This is a genomic window from Spiroplasma endosymbiont of Acasis viretata (genome assembly GCF_964031275.1).
Lineage (GTDB): Bacteria > Bacillota_I > Bacilli_A > Mycoplasmatales > VBWQ01 > Spiroplasma_E > Spiroplasma_E ixodetis_A.
In genome coordinates this window covers 582,964-606,315 of record NZ_OZ035019.1, presented here as the reverse complement: position 1 = coordinate 606,315, position 23,352 = coordinate 582,964, and the positions used below count along the sequence as shown (strand labels likewise).

24 protein-coding genes are annotated in these 23,352 nt (G+C 22.9%); 4 read left to right on the top strand and 20 right to left on the bottom strand.

Annotated elements, in window-relative coordinates:
- Both AAHM96_RS03380 and AAHM96_RS03375 read right to left on the bottom strand, forming a co-directional pair.
- Complete coding sequence (locus tag AAHM96_RS03380; RefSeq protein WP_342273583.1) at positions 1–1,503, bottom strand: FAD-dependent oxidoreductase; 1,503 nt, start codon at positions 1,501–1,503, stop codon at positions 1–3.
- A gap of 694 nt (positions 1,504–2,197) precedes the next feature.
- Complete coding sequence (locus tag AAHM96_RS03375) at positions 2,198–3,175, bottom strand: IS3 family transposase (RefSeq protein WP_342272762.1); 978 nt, start codon at positions 3,173–3,175, stop codon at positions 2,198–2,200.
- Between the two features lie 552 nt (positions 3,176–3,727).
- Between AAHM96_RS03375 and AAHM96_RS03370 the strand changes: the two genes are divergently transcribed.
- Both AAHM96_RS03370 and AAHM96_RS03365 read left to right on the top strand, forming a co-directional pair.
- Positions 3,728–3,943, top strand: coding sequence for a hypothetical protein (locus AAHM96_RS03370; RefSeq protein WP_342273582.1), 216 nt, complete (start codon positions 3,728–3,730; stop codon positions 3,941–3,943).
- A gap of 358 nt (positions 3,944–4,301) precedes the next feature.
- The gene (locus AAHM96_RS03365) at positions 4,302–5,138 is read left to right on the top strand and encodes a hypothetical protein (protein ID WP_342273581.1); all 837 of its coding nucleotides are present in this window, start codon (positions 4,302–4,304) and stop codon (positions 5,136–5,138) included.
- Between the two features lie 75 nt (positions 5,139–5,213).
- Here the strand turns inward: AAHM96_RS03365 and AAHM96_RS03360 are convergent, their stop codons facing one another.
- The 15 genes from AAHM96_RS03360 to AAHM96_RS03290 all read right to left on the bottom strand — a co-directional run bounded on the left by AAHM96_RS03360 (position 5,214) and on the right by AAHM96_RS03290 (position 20,298).
- Complete coding sequence (locus AAHM96_RS03360) at positions 5,214–6,452, bottom strand: IS256 family transposase (protein WP_342273706.1); 1,239 nt, start codon at positions 6,450–6,452, stop codon at positions 5,214–5,216.
- Positions 6,453–7,312: 860 nt separating this feature from the next.
- Positions 7,313–7,912 (bottom strand): LemA family protein, encoded by a 600-nt coding sequence (locus AAHM96_RS03355; protein ID WP_252319773.1) that lies wholly within the window; start codon positions 7,910–7,912, stop codon positions 7,313–7,315.
- A 143-nt stretch (positions 7,913–8,055) separates the two neighbouring features.
- The gene (radC, locus tag AAHM96_RS03350; RefSeq protein ID WP_342273580.1) at positions 8,056–9,015 is read right to left on the bottom strand and encodes a RadC family protein; all 960 of its coding nucleotides are present in this window, start codon (positions 9,013–9,015) and stop codon (positions 8,056–8,058) included.
- 67 nt (positions 9,016–9,082) lie between these two features.
- On the bottom strand, positions 9,083–9,859 hold the full coding sequence (locus AAHM96_RS03345) for a Nif3-like dinuclear metal center hexameric protein (protein WP_342273579.1): 777 nt from the start codon (positions 9,857–9,859) through the stop codon (positions 9,083–9,085).
- An 8-nt stretch (positions 9,860–9,867) separates the two neighbouring features.
- The gene (locus AAHM96_RS03340) at positions 9,868–11,220 is read right to left on the bottom strand and encodes a sigma-70 family RNA polymerase sigma factor (protein ID WP_425288757.1); all 1,353 of its coding nucleotides are present in this window, start codon (positions 11,218–11,220) and stop codon (positions 9,868–9,870) included.
- A gap of 32 nt (positions 11,221–11,252) precedes the next feature.
- Positions 11,253–13,040 carry a DNA primase gene (dnaG, locus tag AAHM96_RS03335; protein ID WP_342273577.1) on the bottom strand — a complete coding sequence of 596 codons (1,788 nt, stop codon included), beginning with the start codon at positions 13,038–13,040 and terminating at the stop codon, positions 11,253–11,255.
- Between the two features lie 4 nt (positions 13,041–13,044).
- A complete protein-coding gene (locus AAHM96_RS03330) occupies positions 13,045–14,460 on the bottom strand; it encodes a glycine--tRNA ligase (RefSeq protein ID WP_342273576.1) in 1,416 nt (471 codons plus the stop codon).
- A 164-nt stretch (positions 14,461–14,624) separates the two neighbouring features.
- Positions 14,625–15,320, bottom strand: coding sequence for a DNA repair protein RecO C-terminal domain-containing protein (locus AAHM96_RS03325; protein WP_342273575.1), 696 nt, complete (start codon positions 15,318–15,320; stop codon positions 14,625–14,627).
- A gap of 3 nt (positions 15,321–15,323) precedes the next feature.
- Complete coding sequence (era, locus tag AAHM96_RS03320) at positions 15,324–16,220, bottom strand: GTPase Era (protein ID WP_338976253.1); 897 nt, start codon at positions 16,218–16,220, stop codon at positions 15,324–15,326.
- Between the two features lie 3 nt (positions 16,221–16,223).
- A complete protein-coding gene (cdd, locus tag AAHM96_RS03315; protein ID WP_281748063.1) occupies positions 16,224–16,658 on the bottom strand; it encodes a cytidine deaminase in 435 nt (144 codons plus the stop codon).
- An 11-nt stretch (positions 16,659–16,669) separates the two neighbouring features.
- Entirely contained in the window at positions 16,670–17,140 is a 471-nt protein-coding gene (gene ybeY, locus AAHM96_RS03310) for an rRNA maturation RNase YbeY (protein ID WP_281748062.1), read from the bottom strand.
- A gap of 131 nt (positions 17,141–17,271) precedes the next feature.
- Positions 17,272–17,895, bottom strand: a complete 624-nt coding sequence (locus AAHM96_RS03305; protein WP_342273574.1) for a DDE-type integrase/transposase/recombinase — start codon at positions 17,893–17,895, stop codon at positions 17,272–17,274.
- 364 nt (positions 17,896–18,259) lie between these two features.
- Complete coding sequence (locus tag AAHM96_RS03300) at positions 18,260–19,237, bottom strand: IS3 family transposase (protein WP_342272797.1); 978 nt, start codon at positions 19,235–19,237, stop codon at positions 18,260–18,262.
- A 243-nt stretch (positions 19,238–19,480) separates the two neighbouring features.
- A complete protein-coding gene (locus tag AAHM96_RS03295; protein ID WP_342273697.1) occupies positions 19,481–19,903 on the bottom strand; it encodes a transposase family protein in 423 nt (140 codons plus the stop codon).
- A gap of 2 nt (positions 19,904–19,905) precedes the next feature.
- Entirely contained in the window at positions 19,906–20,298 is a 393-nt protein-coding gene (locus tag AAHM96_RS03290; protein WP_342272745.1) for a transposase family protein, read from the bottom strand.
- A gap of 436 nt (positions 20,299–20,734) precedes the next feature.
- Between AAHM96_RS03290 and AAHM96_RS03285 the strand changes: the two genes are divergently transcribed.
- On the top strand, positions 20,735–21,127 hold the full coding sequence (locus tag AAHM96_RS03285) for a transposase family protein (RefSeq protein WP_342272745.1): 393 nt from the start codon (positions 20,735–20,737) through the stop codon (positions 21,125–21,127).
- 2 nt (positions 21,128–21,129) lie between these two features.
- Positions 21,130–21,552, top strand: coding sequence for a transposase family protein (locus AAHM96_RS03280; RefSeq protein ID WP_342273697.1), 423 nt, complete (start codon positions 21,130–21,132; stop codon positions 21,550–21,552).
- Here the strand turns inward: AAHM96_RS03280 and AAHM96_RS03275 are convergent.
- From AAHM96_RS03275 to rsgA, 3 genes are read right to left on the bottom strand one after another with little or no spacing between them, the layout of a single operon-like run.
- Positions 21,549–21,773 (bottom strand): hypothetical protein, encoded by a 225-nt coding sequence (locus AAHM96_RS03275; protein ID WP_342273573.1) that lies wholly within the window; start codon positions 21,771–21,773, stop codon positions 21,549–21,551. The genes AAHM96_RS03280 and AAHM96_RS03275 overlap by 4 nt on opposite strands.
- Positions 21,763–22,449: a ribulose-phosphate 3-epimerase gene (locus tag AAHM96_RS03270; RefSeq protein WP_342273572.1), complete on the bottom strand. Its 687-nt coding sequence runs from the start codon at positions 22,447–22,449 to the stop codon at positions 21,763–21,765. Before AAHM96_RS03270 ends, AAHM96_RS03275 begins: the two co-directional genes overlap by 11 nt.
- Before the next feature lie 13 nt (positions 22,450–22,462).
- Positions 22,463–23,344: a ribosome small subunit-dependent GTPase A gene (gene rsgA / locus AAHM96_RS03265; RefSeq protein ID WP_342273571.1), complete on the bottom strand. Its 882-nt coding sequence runs from the start codon at positions 23,342–23,344 to the stop codon at positions 22,463–22,465.
- Between the last annotated feature and the right edge of the window lie 8 nt (positions 23,345–23,352).

Here is a 23,352-nt window from a genome sequence, read left to right as displayed (position 1 = left end):
CTATTTTTTCTTACCTTTTAAATATGGATCTGGATATGTAACATCTTCTTTTGTTAAAATTCCTGTTGCTAAAAGTGCTGCCGCAGTAACAAAGTTATAAGGCTTATTAAAGTGTGGTAAAAAATACATATCAATTAATGGAATTTCATCAATAGTAACCTTTTTCAATATTGCTAATGAAAACATTGCAATTGTTTCTGTATGATCATGAGTTGAACCAATTTCAGCTCCAACAATACGACGAGAACTCTTTTCTCATATAATTTTAATTTTTACTTCATGATTTTCACTCATAAAAGGTGGAAACACTGTATCTTGATAAAAATATGCTTCTACATTATTAGAACCTAAAATTGCTTTTGCAGAAACTTCTGATAAACCAGTAGCACATAACTTTCAACCAAAAACAGCAATTGCATTTGTTCCTTGAACACCAGGAAAGGCGATTCTTGTTTTAGGATCTGTTTTTGCAACATTTAATCCAGCAATTAAACCACTACGTACAGCATTAGTTGCTAAGGCAATATTAACATTTTTATTTCAAGCATTTGAACGAATATTAATACAATCACCAATTGCATAAACATTAGGATCTGAAGTTTGAAAATATTCATTAACTTCAATTGCACCACGAGGATCTAAGTTAAGTTGAACTTTACCATTCTCATCTTTCAAGATAGCAGTATTTGGTAAGAAACCAACAGCCATAATTACTAAATCAGCTTTATATGTTCCTTTATTAGTTTTTACTTCACTCACTTTATCATCTTTAATAATAAATTCTTGTAAAGTTTCTCCTAATTGTAATTTTACTCCTACTTTTTTCATATCTGCTTCAACATCATTTGTAAATTCTTCATCATAATAACGAGGCATAATACGATTTTCAAAATCAATTAAAGTAACTTCTTTTTTATCTTTATAAAAAGCTTCTACTAATTCAATACCAATATAACCTGCACCAATTACTACTACTTTTTTTACTTCCGGTTTACTCAAATCAGAAATAATTTCTTGAGCATGTTGGTATAGTTTTGATAAATGAATGCCATTTGTTAATTTAACACCATTTAAAGTATCTTTAACAATCGCACCATCTTTATGAGCAATTAAACCAGGAATTTCTTTACCACCTGGATTTAAGATTGGTCATGAACCAATTCCTAATACTAACTTATCATAACTTTCAATAAATACTTCATTAGTATCTAAATTTTTAATAGTAACAGTTTTTGCTTTACTATCATATTTAATCATTTCATGTTTTTCTTTAATTTTAACACCTAATGCTCTTAACTTTTCAATTGTGGCATAAAATAATCCTTTTGGATCAGTAAATTCTTTACCAACTCAAAGCGCAATTCCACATCCTAAAAATGAAATATTATCATTACGATCATATGCTACTACTTCACTATTTGGATTAGACCTCATAATTGCCTTTAATGCTGTTGTTCCGGCATGATTAACACCTATAACAACTATCTTTTGTTTTCTTTCCATGCTAAAATCCTCTCTTACTTATTACTTTTTTTCAATTTCTTTTATTGTGTAATCACAAATACAAATATATACATTATTTTATCACTTTTTATTTAATAGTTACAACTCTTTCTTTGTTCAGTAAATGAATATAACAATAATTTTAAGAAACTGAAATTGCCATTGCTGATGGACTACTTCCATCATGATCATGATGATATTTATTAATTTCGGTGGTTGGCCCTTAATTACTGGACCATTTTTGATATAAAATTCTAAATTTTAATTTGTAAAATTGGTGGTTTTAGAAATTTAGAATGTATTCTTTCATAATTATAAAACATAACATATTGATTTACATCATTTATAGCTTCATTGATGGATAAATATTGATTTGATCCTTTAGGTAGTCATTCTTGAGATAAATGAGAAAATCAGTTTTCAGATAATACATTACCACCAATATCATAAGGTTGTTTTTTGCTTAAAATTATTTGTTTATCCTCTGCTCATTTTGTGATATCTTGACAATAAAATTCGTTGGCGTTATCTGAATGTAAAATAACATTTTTTATTTGATTTCAAGAAAATTGTTTGTTGATTTTTTCAAGAGCAGGAAGAATTAAATCCTGATATGATTTATTAGGAGCAATATTATAACTAACAACATTAGGTGGTTGGCCCTTAATTACTGGACCATTTTTGATATAAAATTCTAAATTTTAATTTGTAAAATTGGTGGTTTTAGAAATTTAGAATGTATTCTTTCATAATTATAAAACATAACATATTGATTTACATCATTTATAGCTTCATTGATGGATAAATATTGATTTGATCCTTTAGGTAGTCATTCTTGAGATAAATGAGAAAATCAGTTTTCAGATAATACATTACCACCAATATCATAAGGTTGTTTTTTGCTTAAAATTATTTGTTTATCCTCTGCTCATTTTGTGATATCGTGACAATAAAATTCGTTGGCGTTATCTGAATGTAAAATAACATTTTTTATTTGATTTCAAGAAAATTGTTTGTTGATTTTTTCAAGAGCAGGAAGAATTAAATCCTGATATGATTTATTAGGAGCAATATTATAACTAACAACATTATTTGAATAAAAATCAATAATTACAAAAAGATATAATCATCCTTCTTTAGTATTTATTTGTTTAGTGTCCATTGATCAAATTTGATTTGAAGAGGTTGTACTTTTATAATCTTTGTTTACTTTATCCATTGTAGGTATTCACTTATTTGGATTTTTTTTGTTTTTAGGATAGTTATTTTTAGTTTGTTTTAATCCTTGAATATTGTGTTCTTTCATAATTTTTCGCATTTGTTTTATTGATAATTCTATATTTAAAATGATATTTTTTTCTTGTTTTAATCACTCTTTAAAAGCTGAAAAAATTCTTAAATATCCATAAATTCTGCCTTTTCTTGTAGAATGAAATTCGATTAAAAGTTGGCATATTTTTTGATATTTATGATTGCATTTAATAATATGATTTTCTTCTTTTTTAATAGGTTTTTGTTTATTTTTTAAAAAGTAATATGTTGATCTGTTTAATTGAAGATATTGACATAGGTTTCTAATTGAATATTGATTTTTACAATCATCAATAATTTTAATTTTTTCTTTGATATTTAATTTGTTAATTACTAATGCTATTTGTTTAATTTTATCCATTAATAAAAATCCTTTCAGGTTAAAATTAGTGTTAATTATATAACACAATTGTTTTTAGAATACATTCAGGTTTTTTAAATTAATGGTCTAGTAAAAAGGGCTAAGTGGCAAGTGGCAAGTGGCCTGCAACAAAAAAAGTAGAATCTTGATGATATAATAAAATATGCAAAAATGATGAAAAAAAAGATAAAGAAAAAAAGAACGTCAATCAATAATTAAGAATTTAACAAACGATAAACTAGAAACTAAATTACAAACACAATATGAAATTTTAAAACAAGAATTAGACAATAGAAAAGATAAAACTATAAATGAACTCTTAAATAATAGTTCAAATATTGAACCAGTAAATGTCAATAATGTAAACCAACAAGAAGCACATCCTAAAACAAGTACAATATATCATTCAAATTCCATGTTATAGTTTATTTTATTTCAAATCACTATTCTTTATTATTTTTTACACATTTTTTGTTTTAAAAATATATACTTTTTGTGTGAATATTTTAAAGGTAAAAAAAATATTCAAAAATAATAAAGGAGAATATAAATATGTGAAGATCATGTAATGAATGAAGTCAAGACAGAAAAGATGCTCATAATAAAAAAGCCGATGAAGTAAACAAAGCTTGAGGAGAAAGTAAAGAGAAAGAAAGACGAGAAAGAGTTGCTAATGCTCTTGGATTTGAAAAAGATAAATCAAAAGTAAACAGTGAAGCTTCAACAAGTAAAAATCAAAGTTCTAGTAGTAAATCACAAAAAATGTAAATATTTTAAATACTTCAAAAATGCACAATTGTGCAGTTTGCTTAACAATTTTATTTGTATAATTTTAATGAAAATATTTAAATTAAATAAGTTTTAAAATTTAAAATAAAAGTGTTATAATTAAATTGTTCTTATTTTTTATAGAACAAAATAATTTTAAAAAAATGAATATAAAATTTAAATAAACATAAATTCAAAAATTCCAAATAACCCCTAAAACTTTAGTTGCAAATTTTTATTTGCTAACTTTTTTTGTATAATTTAATTAAACTTAATATAAGTTTTTAACTCATTATTTTATTTTAAAAGTAAATGGGTTTTTTTATAAAATTGAAATAAAAATAAGAAGAGGAGAGGTATGAAAAAATATATGAATACAGAAAAAATATTAGAATTAGTTAATTCAAAAGAAATAAATGATTGAATGAATCTTTTCAAACAAAAAATCGAAAAAGAAGAAATAAAAAATTCAGAATATATGAAATTATATAATAAAAATTATAATTTAAATTATAATTTTGAATTTCTTGAAGAAGAAAAAATATTAAATATATTAGAAGAATTAGAAAAAAAAATTAGAAAAAAAGAAAATTCAAAAAACAAAATTGCAAAAAAATATCAAAAAGCAACTGAAAAAAGAAATGAAAAGTTAATGCAACAATGTGAAAATATAATGACTGAAAAAAAGAAAAAAATCAAAACATTAAATTTGATTAAAGAAGAACATTTAGAAAAGATTAAAAATTTAGAATTAAAAAGATGTGAATTACTAAAAAATAGTGATAAAAATGAAATTTGTTTATCAAAAGAAGATAGAGAAATACGAAATCTAGAAAATAAAATATGAAAGAAAGTATTAGATGATTATTTTCAAGATAAAAACCATAGAATTCTTAAATTAAATCAATATGAAAATTGATTTGGTGAATTTAAAATTAAATCACTAAAAATACAAATAGAAAAGACTATTTTCGAAAAACGTTTAAAAACATTGTCAGACATACTTAAAACATTATATCTTGATGTATCTAGAGACAAATCTTTTTTAGAAAGTGAAAATATAAAAACAGATGATTTTGAAGAAATAAGTCTAAATTCTTTTGATGATGAAGGTATTGGAGAGTTAATAAATTCGATAGATATACAAAATCAACCTTCAATAAGTGCATATAAACCAAGTTCATCACAAATGTAAAAATAAGAGATTGCTGTTGCAATCTCTTATATCGAGGCTTTTTAATAATCTGTGTATCTTTGTTTTACAAAGTTACTAATTTAGATTAATTCTGTCTTCAAATTTTATCATAAAATGAGCAATTGCTGTATTTCAATTTTGAATAGGCAATGTTCATTTTTTTTTTATATTTTCAATTGCCAAGTAAAATATTTTGAAAACTGCCATATCATTAGGAAAAACTTTTTTATTTCTGATGATTTTTTGTAATTGACTATTAACAGATTCAATAGCATTTGTAGTATAAATCACTCTTTTGATTTCTACTGGATAACTAATAAAAACCATTAAATTATCTCAATTTTTATATCAAGATTTAGCAATTTGAGGATATTGTTTATTTCACTTATTTTCAAAGGATTCTAAAGCCTGCATTGCTTGTTCTTCACTACATGCAGTATAAATTGGTTTTAAATCTGCAACTAGAGATTTTCTATGCTTATATGAGACATATTTCAAACTATTTCTAATTTGATGAACTATGCATAATTGATGTTCTGTTTTAAGATAAACTGATTGTATTGCTTCTGACATGCCTGTTAAATTATCACTGCAGGCAATAAGAATATCATTTAAGCCACGATTTTTCATTTCTGTTAAATTTGCTAATCAAAATTTAGCACCTTCATTTTCACTAATTCATAATCCTAAAACATCTTTTTTACCTTCTAAATCAACTCCTAAAGCTATATAAACTGATTTATTAATAATCCTTTTATCTTGTCGTACTTTCATTACTATGCAATCAAAATAAACAATCGGATAGACACTTTCTAATGGTCGATTTTGCCATGCTTTTACATCATCAATAACATCATCAGTAATTTGGCTAATAACACTTTCACTAATATCAGCACCATGATATAACTCTTGTAATTGCATTCTAATATCTGATAATGTCATTCCTTTTGCATATAAAGAAAGAACTTGTTGATCAAAACCATCAAATCTTCTTTGTCTTTTTGCAACTATTACAGGATTAAAATTACTATTGCGATCTCGTGGTACATCAATCTCAATTTTACCTTGTTGAGTTATTAATTTTTTTGAACTTATACCATTACGAGCATTGTCACTATTACTATGTTGATTCTTATCATATCCTAAATAATTTTGCATTTCAGAATTCAACATTTTTTCTACTAATCTTTTTGTTAATTCTTTATACAATCCTCCCTCTTTAAAAACTGTTGTTAAATCTTCAGTATTTTCTAATAATAAATCTACTGCTTTTGATATTGGATCATTATTATTAATATTTTGCTTTTTAGCCATCTGTAACTCACTCTTTCTAGTCATTTAATTATATTTACTAGAATTAATTAAACATAGTTATTTTTGTAAGTTACACAGATTACTAAACATTACCCTTATAACATAAATATTTATATTAAAATGGTTATTTTTAAATGTAATCAAATAAATTTAAAAACATAACTTAATTAATTTTTTTTATTAAAATTTTAAAAACTTATTAAATTAAAAGTTAATAAGAATTTTTGTTGTGTATAAATATTAAATTTTATTAGTTATTTTTTTAATATTTGTATTTTAATTGAAATTCATTTAATTTAGTAGTAAGATGTATATACAATTGCATATAATTACAATTATTTCTTGTCTATAATTTAAAAGAAATGTTTAAAAAGTAATTATATCCTCCGTTTTTGTTACCGTCCCATAAAAACATTAATAACAATAAATAAAAAATCTTTTGATAACTAATATCACCAAAAACATGTTTTCTTTGAAAATTTAATATTTTATAATTAATAACTAATTTATTTTTAATAATTTTAAAAAAATAAATATGCAAACAAAAAAATTCATAATAAAAACATTAAAAAAGAAAAATTTGAAAAAATTTGAAAAAAAATATTCATATTACTTTACTACTTTCTTTAATATTTATTAAGAACTTACTTAATGAGTTAGATTATACCAAAATATAATTTTTCTTAAATAAAAAAATGAAATAAAGAATAAAATAATTAAATCTAATTAATATAAATTTTAATTTTAAATAAAATACCCTTTCTTCAAACAAATCATAAATGTTTATTCAAAACAATTTATTTGTCTAAAGAAAGGGATAAAAAACTAATTTAAATATATTTTCAAAAATAAATTTAATTTTATAAGTCAATTTTAATATCTTGACGATCGCTATCTGATGCAAGAAAGTAATCTTTTGAAACTAAATTTAATGTTGATGCTACAACATTACTTGGAAAGGTTTTAATTTTACTATTGAACACTTTAACATTAGCATTATAAAATCTTCTAGCAGCAGCAATATTATCTTCACAATCTTTGGCACCTGATTGTAATTGTAAAACAGTAGTATTTGCTTTTAAATCAGGATAATTTTCTAATAAAGCATTAAATTTTCCAAAAGCTGCATTAAGTCCACTATCTGCTTTTGAAAGATCACTCATTGTTTCCATTTTTCCACTTCGTAAAGATACAACATCTGTTAATGTACTTTTTTCAAATTTCATATAACCTTTAGTAGCATCTACTAATTTTGTTAATAAATCAAAACGACGCTTTAATTGTACATCAATATCAGAAGCAGTTTCTTCAATTGATTGTTGTAATCTTAGAAAATTATTACGAGAAACAATAAATAAAATTATTGGAAATATTAAAACAAAAGATAAATAAACCATAATTTTTCCAAATAGTGACGGTTGGGCAGTAAATGATTCATTGCTAGGTTTAATTGTTGACATAATTTTCTCCTTTCTTATCAATATCTAATAACAAACTATGTTTAATAACTAGTCCATTCTTGGTAAATTAAATATTATTTACACACTAAACCATAATAATTTTACTATATTTTTAAATTTAAGTAATGTATTTTTTTAAGTTTTTATTTAAGCTTATAATATTTTTTATTTAAATTTATACTAAAATAATTACCTTTGCCAATAATAATATGATCAACTAAGGTAATATTAAAAACCTGAAAATTTTTTTTAATTTCTTCGGTGATATATAAATCAGATAGTGAGGGTTCACTATTACCACTAGGATGATTATGAATACAAATTACTTTACTTGATTTATGAATAAGTGCCAGATGCAACATATCTTTAACATCAATTTTCATAGTATCATTAGTACCCTTATATAATAAATTTTGATGAATTAATTTATTTTGATTATTTAATAATAATAAATAAAAATGTTCTTGCGTTAAATTTTGATAATATGCATTAACTAAATTAAAAACATCTTCGGGAATAATAATTTTAAAATATTTTTTTTGACTTTCAATAGTTCTTATTCTTTTTACTATTTCTAAACAACTTAAAATTTCTAAAGCCTTACTAACACCAATACCTTTAATACTCATTAAAGATTTAATAGTTACTTTATTTAAATTTTCAAGACCATTAAAATTAGTAATTATTTCTTGCGCTAAAAATAATACATTTTTTTCTTTAGTTCCTGTTCGCAAAATAATTGCTAATAATTCATTATCACTAAGAGCGTCAAAGCCATATTTAATGGCTTTTTCTCTTGGTTTTTTTGTATTATTAAGTTCTTTAAAATTCATAAAAGGCGGTATTAAATGTGTTAATTTTTCTTGAAATTTATTAAATTCATCTTTAATTTTTGCTAAATCTTTACTATCATCTTTAGAACTGTCTCATTTACTTTCAATACCACCTGGTAACTTAGTACTTCCTGAAACACTATTTCATAAATTTTTAATAACAGGAATTGCTATCCCCGCTAACACGGCACCCATTAAAAATTGAGCAAAACCACCACTAACTGCCTGACACTCTTGATCAGTCATTGGTTCTAAATCTTCTAAAATCATATTTATCAACCCCCTAAAACTTATTTTTATTTAAAAAATAGTTTTTTCCTTTTTAAATTTTATAAGTTTAAAAAAAAGTAATAGGATTTTCTAAATTATATTTAAAAACTTTAACTTTTGTTGATAATTTTTCAATAAGTAATTGAAAAAGAAAATCAACAAATTTTTGTTCCATATAATGACCAACCAAAATAACATTAATTTTTCTATCTTTAGCTTCCATAATATAGTTTCATTTCATTTCTCCAGTAATTAATAAATCAATATTGTTAGATAAATTACTAATAATATCACCACCAGCACCAGCAGATAAAGCAACAGTCACTATATTGTTATCACTCAATTTATTATTAACCAATTGTATATTTGCAACATTAAAATATTTTTTTAAGTTATTAATCAATTCTTTTAATGGCATTTGTCTATCAAATTTACCAACTATTGCCAAGTTTTCTTCATTAATAAAATGAATATTTTTAATTTTTAATTCTTTAGCCATCAACATATTCATACCTACTAATGATATATCAAAATTAGTATGTAATGAATATACATTAATATCTGCTATTAGTATTTTACTATATAATTCTTTTTTTCAATTTGAAATATTAGATTGATTAATATCTTTAGCAAAAACTAATGGATGATGAGAAATTATTAAATCAATATTATTATTAATGGCCTCAGTTAAAACTTCATTAGTAACATCTAAACAAACTAAAATTTTATTAATATTGGTTTTTGTTTTTGATTTAATTTGTATTCCTGAAAAATCTCATTCACAAACATCTTTTAAAGGAAAATATGTTTCTAAAACATTAATTATATTATTGATAGTTAACATGTTAACTATTATCCTTTATAAAATTCTTTAATATGTTTAGATTTAGACGGATGTTTTAATTTTCTAATTGCCTTTGCTTCTATTTGTCTAATTCTTTCTCTTGTAACAATAAATTCTTTACCAACTTCTTCTAGAGTTTTTGGAGAATCGTACTTAGTAATATGACGATGAACAACCTTATCACTTAACAATTCTGTTTTATCTAAACTAGTATCATAGTGTAACTGTAAATTATTAACTACTGTTTTTAATTCAGTAATTTCTTTTTCATCTTCACAAAGTTCTAATAATCTTCTTAATTTTGTTGGTAAAATTCCAAAACGCATTCTAATAACTTTTTCTTCTCGTTTTGTTAATACTTCAGCAAAAACACGATCCAATTGTTCTCTTAATCAATGTCTTTCAGCATATTCATCGGGAGATAGCATATTTTTATCTTTAATAAAATCACCAAAATGTGTATCATCTTCTTCACCAATTGGTTTTTCTAAAGATACTGGTTCAATAGCAAGTTTTTTAATTTCACGAACACGATCGGCTGTCATGTTTTGTCCCATTTTATTGGCAATTTCCTCATGAGTAGGATCACGACCTAATTCTTGTGTTAAGTTTCTTTCAATTCTTGTTAACTTATTAATTCTTTCAACCATATGAACAGGTACACGAACCATTTTACCTTGATCAGCTAAACTTCGTGTAATTGATTGTCTAATTCATCAAGTAGCATAAGTTGAAAATTTAAAACCACGGCGATAATCAAATTTATCAACTGCTTTAATAAGACCAATATTACCTTCTTCAATTAAATCAGCAAAATCTAAACCACGATTTAAATGTTTTCTAGCAACAGAAACTACTAATTTTAAATTTGATTTAATTAATTGCTCACGACCATATGTTCTTTCCTCAACATCTTTTGATTCTAACATTTTAGCATATTTAATTTCCTCACTTTGACTCAATATTTGACTTGTTCCCAAAATATTAAAATAAGACTTAATTCCATCTTTTCTTCTTGTATCATTAGAGATCCCCATTGTATTTTTAAAACTCAAATCACTAACTAAAATATCAATATCTAAATCATCAGGTAATTGTTCATCATCAATATCGGGAAAATTAGCATCATCTTCAACTTCATCCATCAAAATATCAGTAAAGACTACTCCTTCTTTTTCTAACCGATCAAAAATTTCCTCAATTGTATCATCATCTAATTTTAAATGTGCAAACTCTTTAATGACATCTTCTTGTTTTAATTCTTTTGTTTGACTCTTTTCTAATTTTTTAATTAAATTACTTTCTACTTCCTCTAAAGTTAAAAGTTTTTTCAATTTCATTTTTTGTTGTATAGCAGCCATATTTTCACCTTATCCTTAATTTATCATCAAACTTATTTTTTCTTTATTTTATTTTTTAATACTGATATTTCTTTTAATAACAATATTTGTTTTTCAATATTTTTTTCAGATTTCAATTTATCATTGATCATTTTTATTTCATAATCAATTAGTTGATTATTAATAATTTTTAAGTAATCATTAATAATTTGAGGTTTTAAATCAAACTTTTTATTTTTATACTTATCAAGAAGTTTTTCTAAAATATTTAAAAGTGAATTACCTTTAAGTTCTTCTAAAATTAAATCAAAATTAATTGCTTCTATTTGATTATTTTGATATTTTTGACTAATTAAAAAGTATAAATTCATAAAATCTTGATTTGGAAAAATAAATTTTTCTTTTTCTAAAATTAAATAAACATTTCTTGATAACATTACTAAAAAAATAAGTTGTTCTTGTGCTTCAAAAAAAATATTTTTTACTTCTATTTTAGATTTATTTTTGATACTAAAAGTTGTAGTTACTAAATTATTATCAATATTTAAAATTTGTATTAAGTCTTCAGTGGATAAATTAGTTATTTTTGCTAACATATTTAAATAAAACTTTTGAGTAATAACATCATTAATTTTTGTTCAAATTGGAACTAATGATTTTAAAAATTCATTAAGTTCATAACTATCTTTTTTAATGTTATATTTAGTTAATGATAAATTAATTGCAAATTCAAAAGGATGAATAGTTTTTTTTATTATTTCATAAAATTTTTGAGGAAATTTATTTATTAATTCATCAGGATCAAATTTAGTATCATTATTGATAATTTGTACTTTAAAATTATTTGATAATAAAACACTAGCTATTTTTAAAGATGCTATTTTTCCTGGTAAATCACCATCTAAAAAAATAATAATAATAGTAGTAATTTTTTTTAAAAGTAAAATATGTTCTTTTGTTAAATTTGTTCCCATTAAAGCAACAACATTTTTAATATTTTGATTATTTAGAGCAATAACATCCATAAAACCTTCAGTCAAATAAATAACTTCATTTTTTTTAATATAATTTCTAACATTATTAAAGTTATATAAAATTTTACTTTTCTTAAAAAAATCTGTTTCTTGACTATTAATATATTTATAACTTTTATCTTCTCTATTATAATTTCTTGCAGAAAAACCAACACAGTCTCCATCTTCATCTTTAATAGCAAACATAATTCGATTTGAAAAGGTAGGAAGAAGTTGATCCTTATTATTAATTTTCATAAGTCCTAATTTTACAAATTCAATATTATCTTTATAACCTTGTGCATTAAGATAATCTATTAATTCATTATTAATAGGTGCATAACCAATATTAAAATATTTAATATTTTCAGTAGTAATATTACGATTTTGTAAATATTTCATTGCTTCTTGACCAATATCAGTTAGTAACTGATAACTAAAAAAATTCATTGCAATATTATTTAAAATTTTTAGTGGATTTTTTTTAGTTTCAACATTAAATTCAGATAAATTAATATCAAACTCTTTTAAATTTAAATTAACATTATCTGCTGCTTCTTTAAGAGCATTAATAAAATTAATATTTTTATATTTTTGTAAAAAAATAAAAACATTTCCTTGTTCACCACAAGAAAAACATTTATAAATTTGTTTTTCTTGTGAAATTGATAATGAAGGAGTAGAGTCTTCATGAAAAGGACAGATAGCTCAAAAATTATTGCCTTTACGGATCAAATTTAAATATTTACCCATAACTTCGACAATATTAATTTTTGCTTTAACTTCATTAATTTTTTTATTAAACTCGATATCCATATTTTTTCACACAATTCTAACAAATAATGTCTAATTTGTCATATAAATATTCTTTAAGTTGATCAACTTTAACTATAACTTGATTTGTAGTATCACGATCTCTAATTGTAACAGTACCTTTAGTTTTTGTGTAATAATCAATTGTTACACAATACATAGTACCAATACCATCTTGATAACGATAAGATTTACCAACACTTGATGATGCTTCATAAATTACTCTTAATTGTGTTTTATTTAACATTTCAAAAATTTCATATGCCTCTTTACCTAATTTTGTTTTATTTAAAGACATAACAGCTACTTGATAAGGGCAAATACTCTTATTTAATTTTAACACTAACCGTTCTTTATCGTCTTTTAAAACTTCTTTTGTAAATGCTTCACAAACTAAAGCTAATAAAAGCCTTTCAACACCAATTGAAGGTTCAATAACTGAAGGAATAACCATTCTTTTTACTGTAACATTAGGATCTTGAATCTCAAAATTTACACCAGAATTCTCACTATGTTTTGTTAAATCATAATTCCCACGATTAGCTATACCACATAATTCACTCATACCAAAAGGAAAATTATATTCAATATCAGTAGTTGCTAATGCATAATGTGCTAGTTGATTTTGTTCATGATTTTTAAATTTTATATTTTTTGAATTCAATAAACCTACTAGAGAGAGAAATTCTTTACATTGATCAACTCAATAATTAAATCAAGTATTATCATTTTTATCCTTTGGAATAAAGAAAAATTCTAATTCCATTTGTTCAAATTCTCTAGTACGAAAAATAAAATTACCAGGAGTTATCTCATTTCTAAAGCTTTTACCAATTTGACCAATACCAAATGGTACTTTTTTATTACAACTATTTCTTACATTATTAAAATTTATAAATATTCCTTGTGCGGTCTCAGGTCTTAAATAAATTTTATTTTTATCTTCTTTTAAAACACCTTGATATGTTTCAAACATTAATTGAAATTGTCTAACTTTAGTTCAATCTTCATTATTGCATTTAATACATTTAATATGATTTTGATTAATATATGTTTCTAATTTTTCATTACTTCAATTATCACAATTAATACTAGGAAAATAATGATTAATTAAATTATCAACTCGAAAGCGAGACTTACATTTTTTACAATCAATTAATGGATCACTAAAATTACTCAAATGCCCTGAAGCTTCTCAAACTTTAGATTTCATAATAATTGAACTATCTAGCCCAACATTGTATGGATTTTTTTCGACAAAAAAAACTCATCAACTTTTCTTAATATTATTTTTAAGTGCTACACCAAGCGGACCATAATCTCAACTATTAGCAAGACCTGAATAAATTTCTGATCCTTGAAAAATAAAACCATTTTCTTTTAAATGAGTAATTATTTCCTTCATTGACTTATCATTGATAATTTTATTAATCATTGCCCCTCCATTAATCATAAAAATTTTCTTAAATATCTTAAATAATACATAAAATCTCTAAAAAGAATAATCTTGTTAATAATATGTTCATAGATAGTTTTTGTCAACCTATTATAAGTGTTATATATTATTAAAAAAAATATAACAACTAGTTATTAAAATATTTATGTAATTATTAATTTATTATTATATTTTTGACAGTGGTTTTCTAAAATATTAAGAATTTTATTAAGTTCTTCTTTTTCAACTTTTCATTTATTAATATCTTGATAATTTAATAAATAAAGTTGATATATTTTTTTAAACAAAACAATGTCAAAATTAATTATAGCTAATTTTAAAGAATAATTTTTACAAAAAACACCACCCAAATCATAATTAATTAAATACAAATTAGTTATTTGATTACAATTAATACAATTAGTAAAGTTAAACTGAATTCCTTGAAATATTAAACTATGAAATAAGAAAAAAACATAAACTTTCTTAAAATTACTATTTATCATTAACTGTTCATATAAATTAAATAAAAAAGAAAAGATATTTTTATTATTAATAATAATTTTTTCTAAATAATTAATAACTATCTTGTTAAAACTCTTAATCAATTGATAACTTTTTTCATTTATAAAACTATTAAAACTTTTTATTTTTTTATATGTTATACATAAGTTTGAACAATCATAATTTTGATTAAAAATAAAAATTCAACAATCTAAAAGACTATATTTATTTAAATTGATTTTTATTTCTGGTAAAGAAACTATTTTAACACCATAATTTGATGTTAAAATAGTAACATTATTTATTGATTTAATGTAGTTAATGTTTAAAATCAAACCAGTATCAATATTAAACATATTTTAACTATAACCTAACTCTTTTAATTTTCTAGGATTATTTCTTCAATCAGGTATTACTTTTACAAAAGTTTTTAATATAATATGAGAATCAAAAATACTTTCTAAATCTGTTCTAGCTCTTATTCCAATTTCTTTAATCATACTACCTCCTTTACCAATAATAATTCCTTTTTGTGAGTCTCGTTCAACAACAATAACAGCATTAATATCAGTAATATTAGTATTTGGATTATAATTAATACTTTCAATTAATACTGCTACACTATAAGGAATTTCTTCTTCTGTTAAATTTAAAATTTTTTCACGAATAATTTCCTTAATTAAAGTATTATCTGAAACATCATCGTTATTTTCGATTAAATGATTCTTTTCACCAATTGGTAAATACTCATATAGTTTTTTCAATAATATATCTAAATTCATTTCTTTTATAGCAGAAATTGGAATTATTTCTTTAAATGGTAATAAATCTTTTCACTCATTAATTTTATCCATTAATTTTTCTTTTGTTACTAAATCAACCTTAGTTAATAAAAGTAGAATAGTTGTATTTACCCTTTCTGATAATAATTTAATAATATGTTTATCGCTATTTCCAATGTATTCATTACATGGCGCTAATAAACAAATAATGTTAGTTTCTTTAATGGCGCGATTAGCATCGCGATTCATCATTCGTCCAAGTTGGTTATTATGTTTATGAATGCCGGGAGTATCAAAAAATATGATTTGCATATCATCACTATTATAAATACCTTGAATTTGATTTCTGGTTGTTTGTGGTTTATTAGACACAATTGCCTTTTTTTCTTGAAGAATGGTATTTAATAAAGTTGATTTTCCAACATTACTTCTACCAATAAAACTAACAAAACCTGATTTAAAATTATTATTCATAAATTAATTCCCTTTCAATGAACTTGGTTTAAACGCTAAAGGTAATAAGTCTTTTACTAATATTTTACAAATTGTTTTAGTATCATTATTTTCATTTTTATTACTAATATAAATAGGACATGTTTCTGGCATAATTTCAATCATAAATTGACGACACATACCACAAGGAGAACCAACAGTTTCACTATCAGTAATTAAAAATAGACTAATAATATCTTCTTTTTTATAACCTTGAGCAATAACTTGTGACAAAGCCGCTCTTTCAGCACAAATGCCTACTGAGTATGCAGCATTTTCAACATTTACTCCTAACACTTCTTTACTATTTTTCAAAAGTACTATTGCAGCAACTCTAAATAAAGAATAAGGAGCATAAGCATTTTTTTGTATTGCTTTTGCTTTTTTCAATAATACTAATAAATCTATATCTTGTTCCATTATACCACCCCTTATTTTCTAGTAATACCAAGAATATTTAAAATTTCATCTTGTAAATCAAACATAACCTTTTCTTCTACGCTATTTTGATGATCATATCCTAATGTATGAAGTAATCCATGAATAAAAAGAAATGATAATTCTCTAATTAAACTATGGCCATATTCTTGTGCTTGCGCTACTGCCTTTGAATAACAAATATAAACATCACCTAAATCTCTAATATCAATATTAATATTTGGAAAATCATCATCATTATTTCCAAATGATAAAACATCAGGAACATAATCTTTATGACGATACATTTTATTTAATTCAATACTAGTCTGTTCGTCATTAAAAATAGCAGCAATACACCATGTAATTTTCTGTTTTAACTTAATAGCTACTGCATTTAAAATTTTTTCTGATAAAATATTAAAATTTTTAATGTCATAGTTATGATCATTGTAAATATTTACAATATTAATTTTTGCTGGCATTTATCTACCTAACTTCTTTTTGATTAAATTATATCAATATTTACATTTATGTTGTAATATTATTTCAAATAAATGTTAACAAACTTTCGGTGGTTGGCCCTTAATTACTGGACCATTTTTGATATAAAATTCTAAATTTTAATTTGTAAAATTGGTGGTTTTAGAAATTTAGAATGTATTCTTTCATAATTATAAAACATAACATATTGATTTACATCATTTATAGCTTCATTGATGGATAAATATTGATTTGATCCTTTAGGTAGTCATTCTTGAGATAAATGAGAAAATCAGTTTTCAGATAATACATTACCACCAATATCATAAGGTTGTTTTTTGCTTAAAATTATTTGTTTATCCTCTGCTCATTTTGTGATATCTTGACAATAAAATTCGTTGGCGTTATCTGAATGTAAAATAACATTTTTTATTTGATTTCAAGAAAATTGTTTGTTGATTTTTTCAAGAGCAGGAAGAATTAAATCCTGATATGATTTATTAGAAGCAATATTATAACTAACAACATTATTTGAATAAAAATCAATAATTACAAAAAGATATAATCATCCTTCTTTAGTATTTATTTGTTTAGTATCCATTGATCAAATTTGATTTGAAGAGGTTGTACTTTTATAATCTTTGTTTACTTTATCCATTGTAGGTATTCACTTATTTGGATTTTTTTTGTTTTTAGGATAGTTATTTTTAGTTTGTTTTAATCCTTGAATATTGTGTTCTTTCATAATTTTTCGCATTTGTTTTATTGATAATTCTATATTTAAAATGATATTTTTTTCTTGTTTTAATCACTCTTTAAAAGCTGAAAAAATTCTTAAATATCCATAAATTCTGCCTTTTCTTGTAGAATGAAATTCGATTAAAAGTTGGCATATTTTTTGATATTTATGATTGCATTTAATAATATGATTTTCTTCTTTTTTAATAGGTTTTTGTTTATTTTTTAAAAAGTAATATGTTGATCTGTTTAATTGAAGATATTGACATAGGTTTCTAATTGAATATTGATTTTTACAATCATCAATAATTTTAATTTTTTCTTTGATATTTAATTTGGGGGTGGTTGGCCCTTAATTACTGGACCATTTTTGATATAAAATTCTAAATTTTAATTTGTAAAATTGGTGGTTTTAGAAATTTAGAATGTATTCTTTCATAATTATAAAACATAACATATTGATTTACATCATTTATAGCTTCATTGATGGATAAATATTGATTTGATCCTTTAGGTAGTCATTCTTGAGATAAATGAGAAAATCAGTTTTCAGATAATACATTACCACCAATATCATAAGGTTGTTTTTTGCTTAAAATTATTTGTTTATCCTCTGCTCATTTTGTGATATCTTGACAATAAAATTCGTTGGCGTTATCTGAATGTAAAATAACATTTTTTATTTGATTTCAAGAAAATTGTTTGTTGATTTTTTCAAGAGCAGGAAGAATTAAATCCTGATATGATTTATTAGGAGCAATATTATAACTAACAACATTATTTGAATAAAAATCAATAATTACAAAAAGATATAATCATCCTTCTTTAGTATTTATTTGTTTAGTGTCCATTGATCAAATTTGATTTGAAGAGGTTGTACTTTTATAATCTTTGTTTACTTTATCCATTGTAGGTATTCACTTATTTGGATTTTTTTTGTTTTTAGGATAGTTATTTTTAGTTTGTTTTAATCCTTGAATATTGTGTTCTTTCATAATTTTTCGCATTTGTTTTATTGATAATTCTATATTTAAAATGATATTTTTTTCTTGTTTTAATCACTCTTTAAAAGCTGAAAAAATTCTTAAATATCCATAAATTCTGCCTTTTCTTGTAGAATGAAATTCGATTAAAAGTTGGCATATTTTTTGATATTTATGATTGCATTTAATAATATGATTTTCTTCTTTTTTAATAGGTTTTTGTTTATTTTTTAAAAAGTAATATGTTGATCTGTTTAATTGAAGATATTGACATAGGTTTCTAATTGAATATTGATTTTTACAATCATCAATAATTTTAATTTTTTCTTTGATATTTAATTTGTTAATTACTAATGCTATTTGTTTAATTTTATCCATTAATAAAAATCCTTTCAGGTTAAAATTAGTGTTAATTATATAACACAATTGTTTTTAGAATACATTCAGGTTTTTTAAATTAATGGTCTAGTAAAAAGGGCTAAGTGGCAAGTGGCAAGTGGCAAGTGGCAATTCATTACTAATAGTTTGTGTACTATTATTAGTAACAGTAATATCCTGATTTGGATAAAACTTACAACCACTAAAATTATAAATTACTTCTTCATTAGACTTGGTGCAAAACTAAGGTAATTCAAAATTATATATTTCTGCTATTAAATTAAATCTTAATGCAAATCTTCGTATTTTATTGCGATATTTTAAAGTTAAAATTTTAAAACGTTTTAGTTTAGCAAATACGTGTTCAATTTTAATTCTAATTTTGCTTAAAGTTTTATTGTATTCTTTTTGAATTGGTATTAATTTATTGTATTTACTTTTTTTAAATGGCAAAAATGTATTTTTATGAATATTTTGTATTCCTTGATAACCTGAATCAACAAAAACTTGTTTTTCTAGATGAATAAAAGTTTTAGATTTTAAAAGTAATTTAAAATCATGAATGCTTCCAAAACAAAAAGCGGTTGAAATAATTTTTCCATTTAAAATATCAATAATTATTTGCGATTTAAGAGTATGATGTTTGTTTTTACCCGAAAAAAGTAATTTTAGTTTTTTTTAATTCTTTCAATTGGAGTTTCAGTAGCATCAATAGCTAGTAAAGTATTATTGATTCCTTTATTTTTGATTAAATCTTTTTTGCCAGATAAATTAAAAATTCCACTTTTTATTAAAGTATTTTCAATTCAAAAAATATTACGAATGCAGCTAGTATGACTAATATTATATCTTTTTGCAATAACTCTATAACTACTATACTCTTTTCAGTATTCTAATGTCATTAATAAACGATTTTCTATTGATAATTTATTAGGTTTACCACCAACTGCTTTTTTAATTGCTTCAGCTTTTTTTAAAATTTCAACCATTTTTTGAAATGTTTGTAGTTTTATTCCCACTAAACTATAAAATTCTTGTTCATCTTTGTATTTTTTTAACATAATAATTATCACCTTTGATATTAATAATAACCGTTAAATTATTAAAATTAAAGGTTTTGCACCAAGTCTATTGTCTAAAATAAAAAAAGAAATATATTTATATGTTAATTGTCAATTGTAAAAAATATATTCTGATTTTGCTTTTAATAAAAAACAATAATTATTTTCACCTAATAAAATTGGGTTAAAACATTCATATTTTTTTATTATATTAATACTAGCAAGTAACATATCCCAACGTATTCCATCACTTACTATCACTATTTGTTGAAAATTAATTTTTTTGGAAATTGCAGTAACTATCGCAAGTTCACTATCAATAAAATCTTTTTCTTTATTAAAAGTAATAATTTCAAAATTATGTATTAGACTTGGTGCAAAACCTTTAATTTTAATAATTTAACGGTTATTATTAATATCAAAGGTGATAATTATTATGTTAAAAAAATACAAAGATGAACAAGAATTTTATAGTTTAGTGGGAATAAAACTACAAACATTTCAAAAAATGGTTGAAATTTTAAAAAAAGCTGAAGCAATTAAAAAAGCAGTTGGTGGTAAACCTAATAAATTATCAATAGAAAATCGTTTATTAATGACATTAGAATACTGAAAAGAGTATAGTAGTTATAGAGTTATTGCAAAAAGATATAATATTAGTCATACTAGCTGCATTCGTAATATTTTTTGAATTGAAAATACTTTAATAAAAAGTGGAATTTTTAATTTATCTGGCAAAAAAGATTTAATCAAAAATAAAGGAATCAATAATACTTTACTAGCTATTGATGCTACTGAAACTCCAATTGAAAGAATTAAAAAAAACTAAAATTACTTTTTTCGGGTAAAAACAAACATCATACTCTTAAATCGCAAATAATTATTGATATTTTAAATGGAAAAATTATTTCAACCGCTTTTTGTTTTGGAAGCATTCATGATTTTAAATTACTTTTAAAATCTAAAACTTTTATTCATCTAGAAAAACAAGTTTTTGTTGATTCAGGTTATCAAGGAATACAAAATATTCATAAAAATACATTTTTGCCATTTAAAAAAAGTAAATACAATAAATTAATACCAATTCAAAAAGAATACAATAAAACTTTAAGCAAAATTAGAATTAAAATTGAACACGTATTTGCTAAACTAAAACGTTTTAAAATTTTAACTTTAAAATATCGCAATAAAATACGAAGATTTGCATTAAGATTTAATTTAATAGCAGAAATATATAATTTTGAATTACCTTAGTTTTGCACCAAGTCTATTTTACTTTGATCATTTAAAATCTTTAACTGTTGTTTATTAATGGTATCATTATCACCACAAATAAACTTAATTGGTTTTTTATATTTTAATAATGATAAAACACCAGTTTCAACACCAATAAAAATTGGATTAATAAATTGTTCTCAATTTAAATTATAATCACGACAAACAATTACTAATTGTTTAATATCACTATTTTTCATAATTTGTTAACATCGCAACTTGTTTTTTTACTGAATTATCACTATTTAATAAATAACTACCCGCTACTAGGTAATTAGCACCAGCAGTAATACAATCATTTGCTGTTAAATTATTAATGCCGCCATCAACAGCAATTGTAATATTTGGAAAATTATTATCGATATGTTTTACTAACATTTTAATTTTATTAATAGTTAAATCTAAAAAACGTTGTCCACCCGCACCTGGTTGCACACTCATAATTAAAATTGTATCAAGATCTTTCAAATAATCATAAATTTTTGAAATTGGTGTATCAGGATTAATGGCAATTCCTTTTTTAAAACCAGGTTTTTTTCACTGCAGAAATTCTTTTAATTGTTCTTCTGTTAATGCTTCATAATGCAAAGTAATATTTTTAACTTGCGGTAAAATTATAAATGGTTTTAAATAATCACATACTTTTAATGTTGTTATCTTTACCATCATATGACAATCAATATTGATATTAGAACTAAATTTACATACATCACTTAATATTTTTGCACCAAAACTTAAATTTTCAACAAAATGATGATCCATAACATCAAAATGAATTCAATTAATTCCTGCATTTTGTAAATTTAATAAATCATCTTTTAAAGATAGAAAGTTAGCAGTTAAAATGCTAGCGGCAATTGTTACTTCTTTTTTCATATATTACCATCCTTTATTTTAAATTATTAATTTTATTGAATTCTATTAAAATTTTACAATAATCTTCATAAAAAAAACCAGAAATTATTTTATTTGCAACTGCTTTTTTAATTGCACATTCTGGTTCTTGCTGATGTAAGCAAGTACGAAACTTACAATTTTGTCAAATATTAGTAAAACTAGGAAAATTAGTAGCAATATCAATACTACTTAAACCTTGCAATTGAAAGACCGAAAAACCAGGTGTATCTGCAATAATACCATCATGTAAAAAATAAAGGCGAGTTTTAGTTGTGGTATGTTTACCACGATTTAAACTTTTAGAAATATCCTGTGTTCATAGTTTTAAATTATTATCCAAACTATTTAAAGTTGAACTCTTTCCCACTCCTGAAGTACCTGTTAATATTGATAACTTGTTTGTAAAAACTTTTTTTAAATCTTCAATACCATTTTTTTTAACATTTGAAATAAAAATTACTGGTAAATTTAAATTCTGATATGCTTTAACTTTTGTTCAAACTTCATTATCTTTAGTTACCAAATCAATTTTTGTAAATATTAAAATTATTTTTAAATGATAATAATTAAAAATAGTTAATAATTTATTTAATAGAAAACTACTAAGAAAAGGATTAACAAGAGAACTAACAATTAATACTTGATCAACATTAGCAATGCTTGGTCGATATAGTTCATTAAATCGAGGTAAAATTGATTCAACCAAAGGATTTTTATCATCTTTAAAATTAACTTTAACATAATCACCAACTAAAATTTTTGCTGTTTGAAATTTTAAATTTCCTTTGATTAAACAAGAATAAATTTGATTTTGAATTCTTACTTCAACAAAGTTATTTGCAACTCCAATAACTATTCCTTGTTTAAAGTTCATAGTGTCCT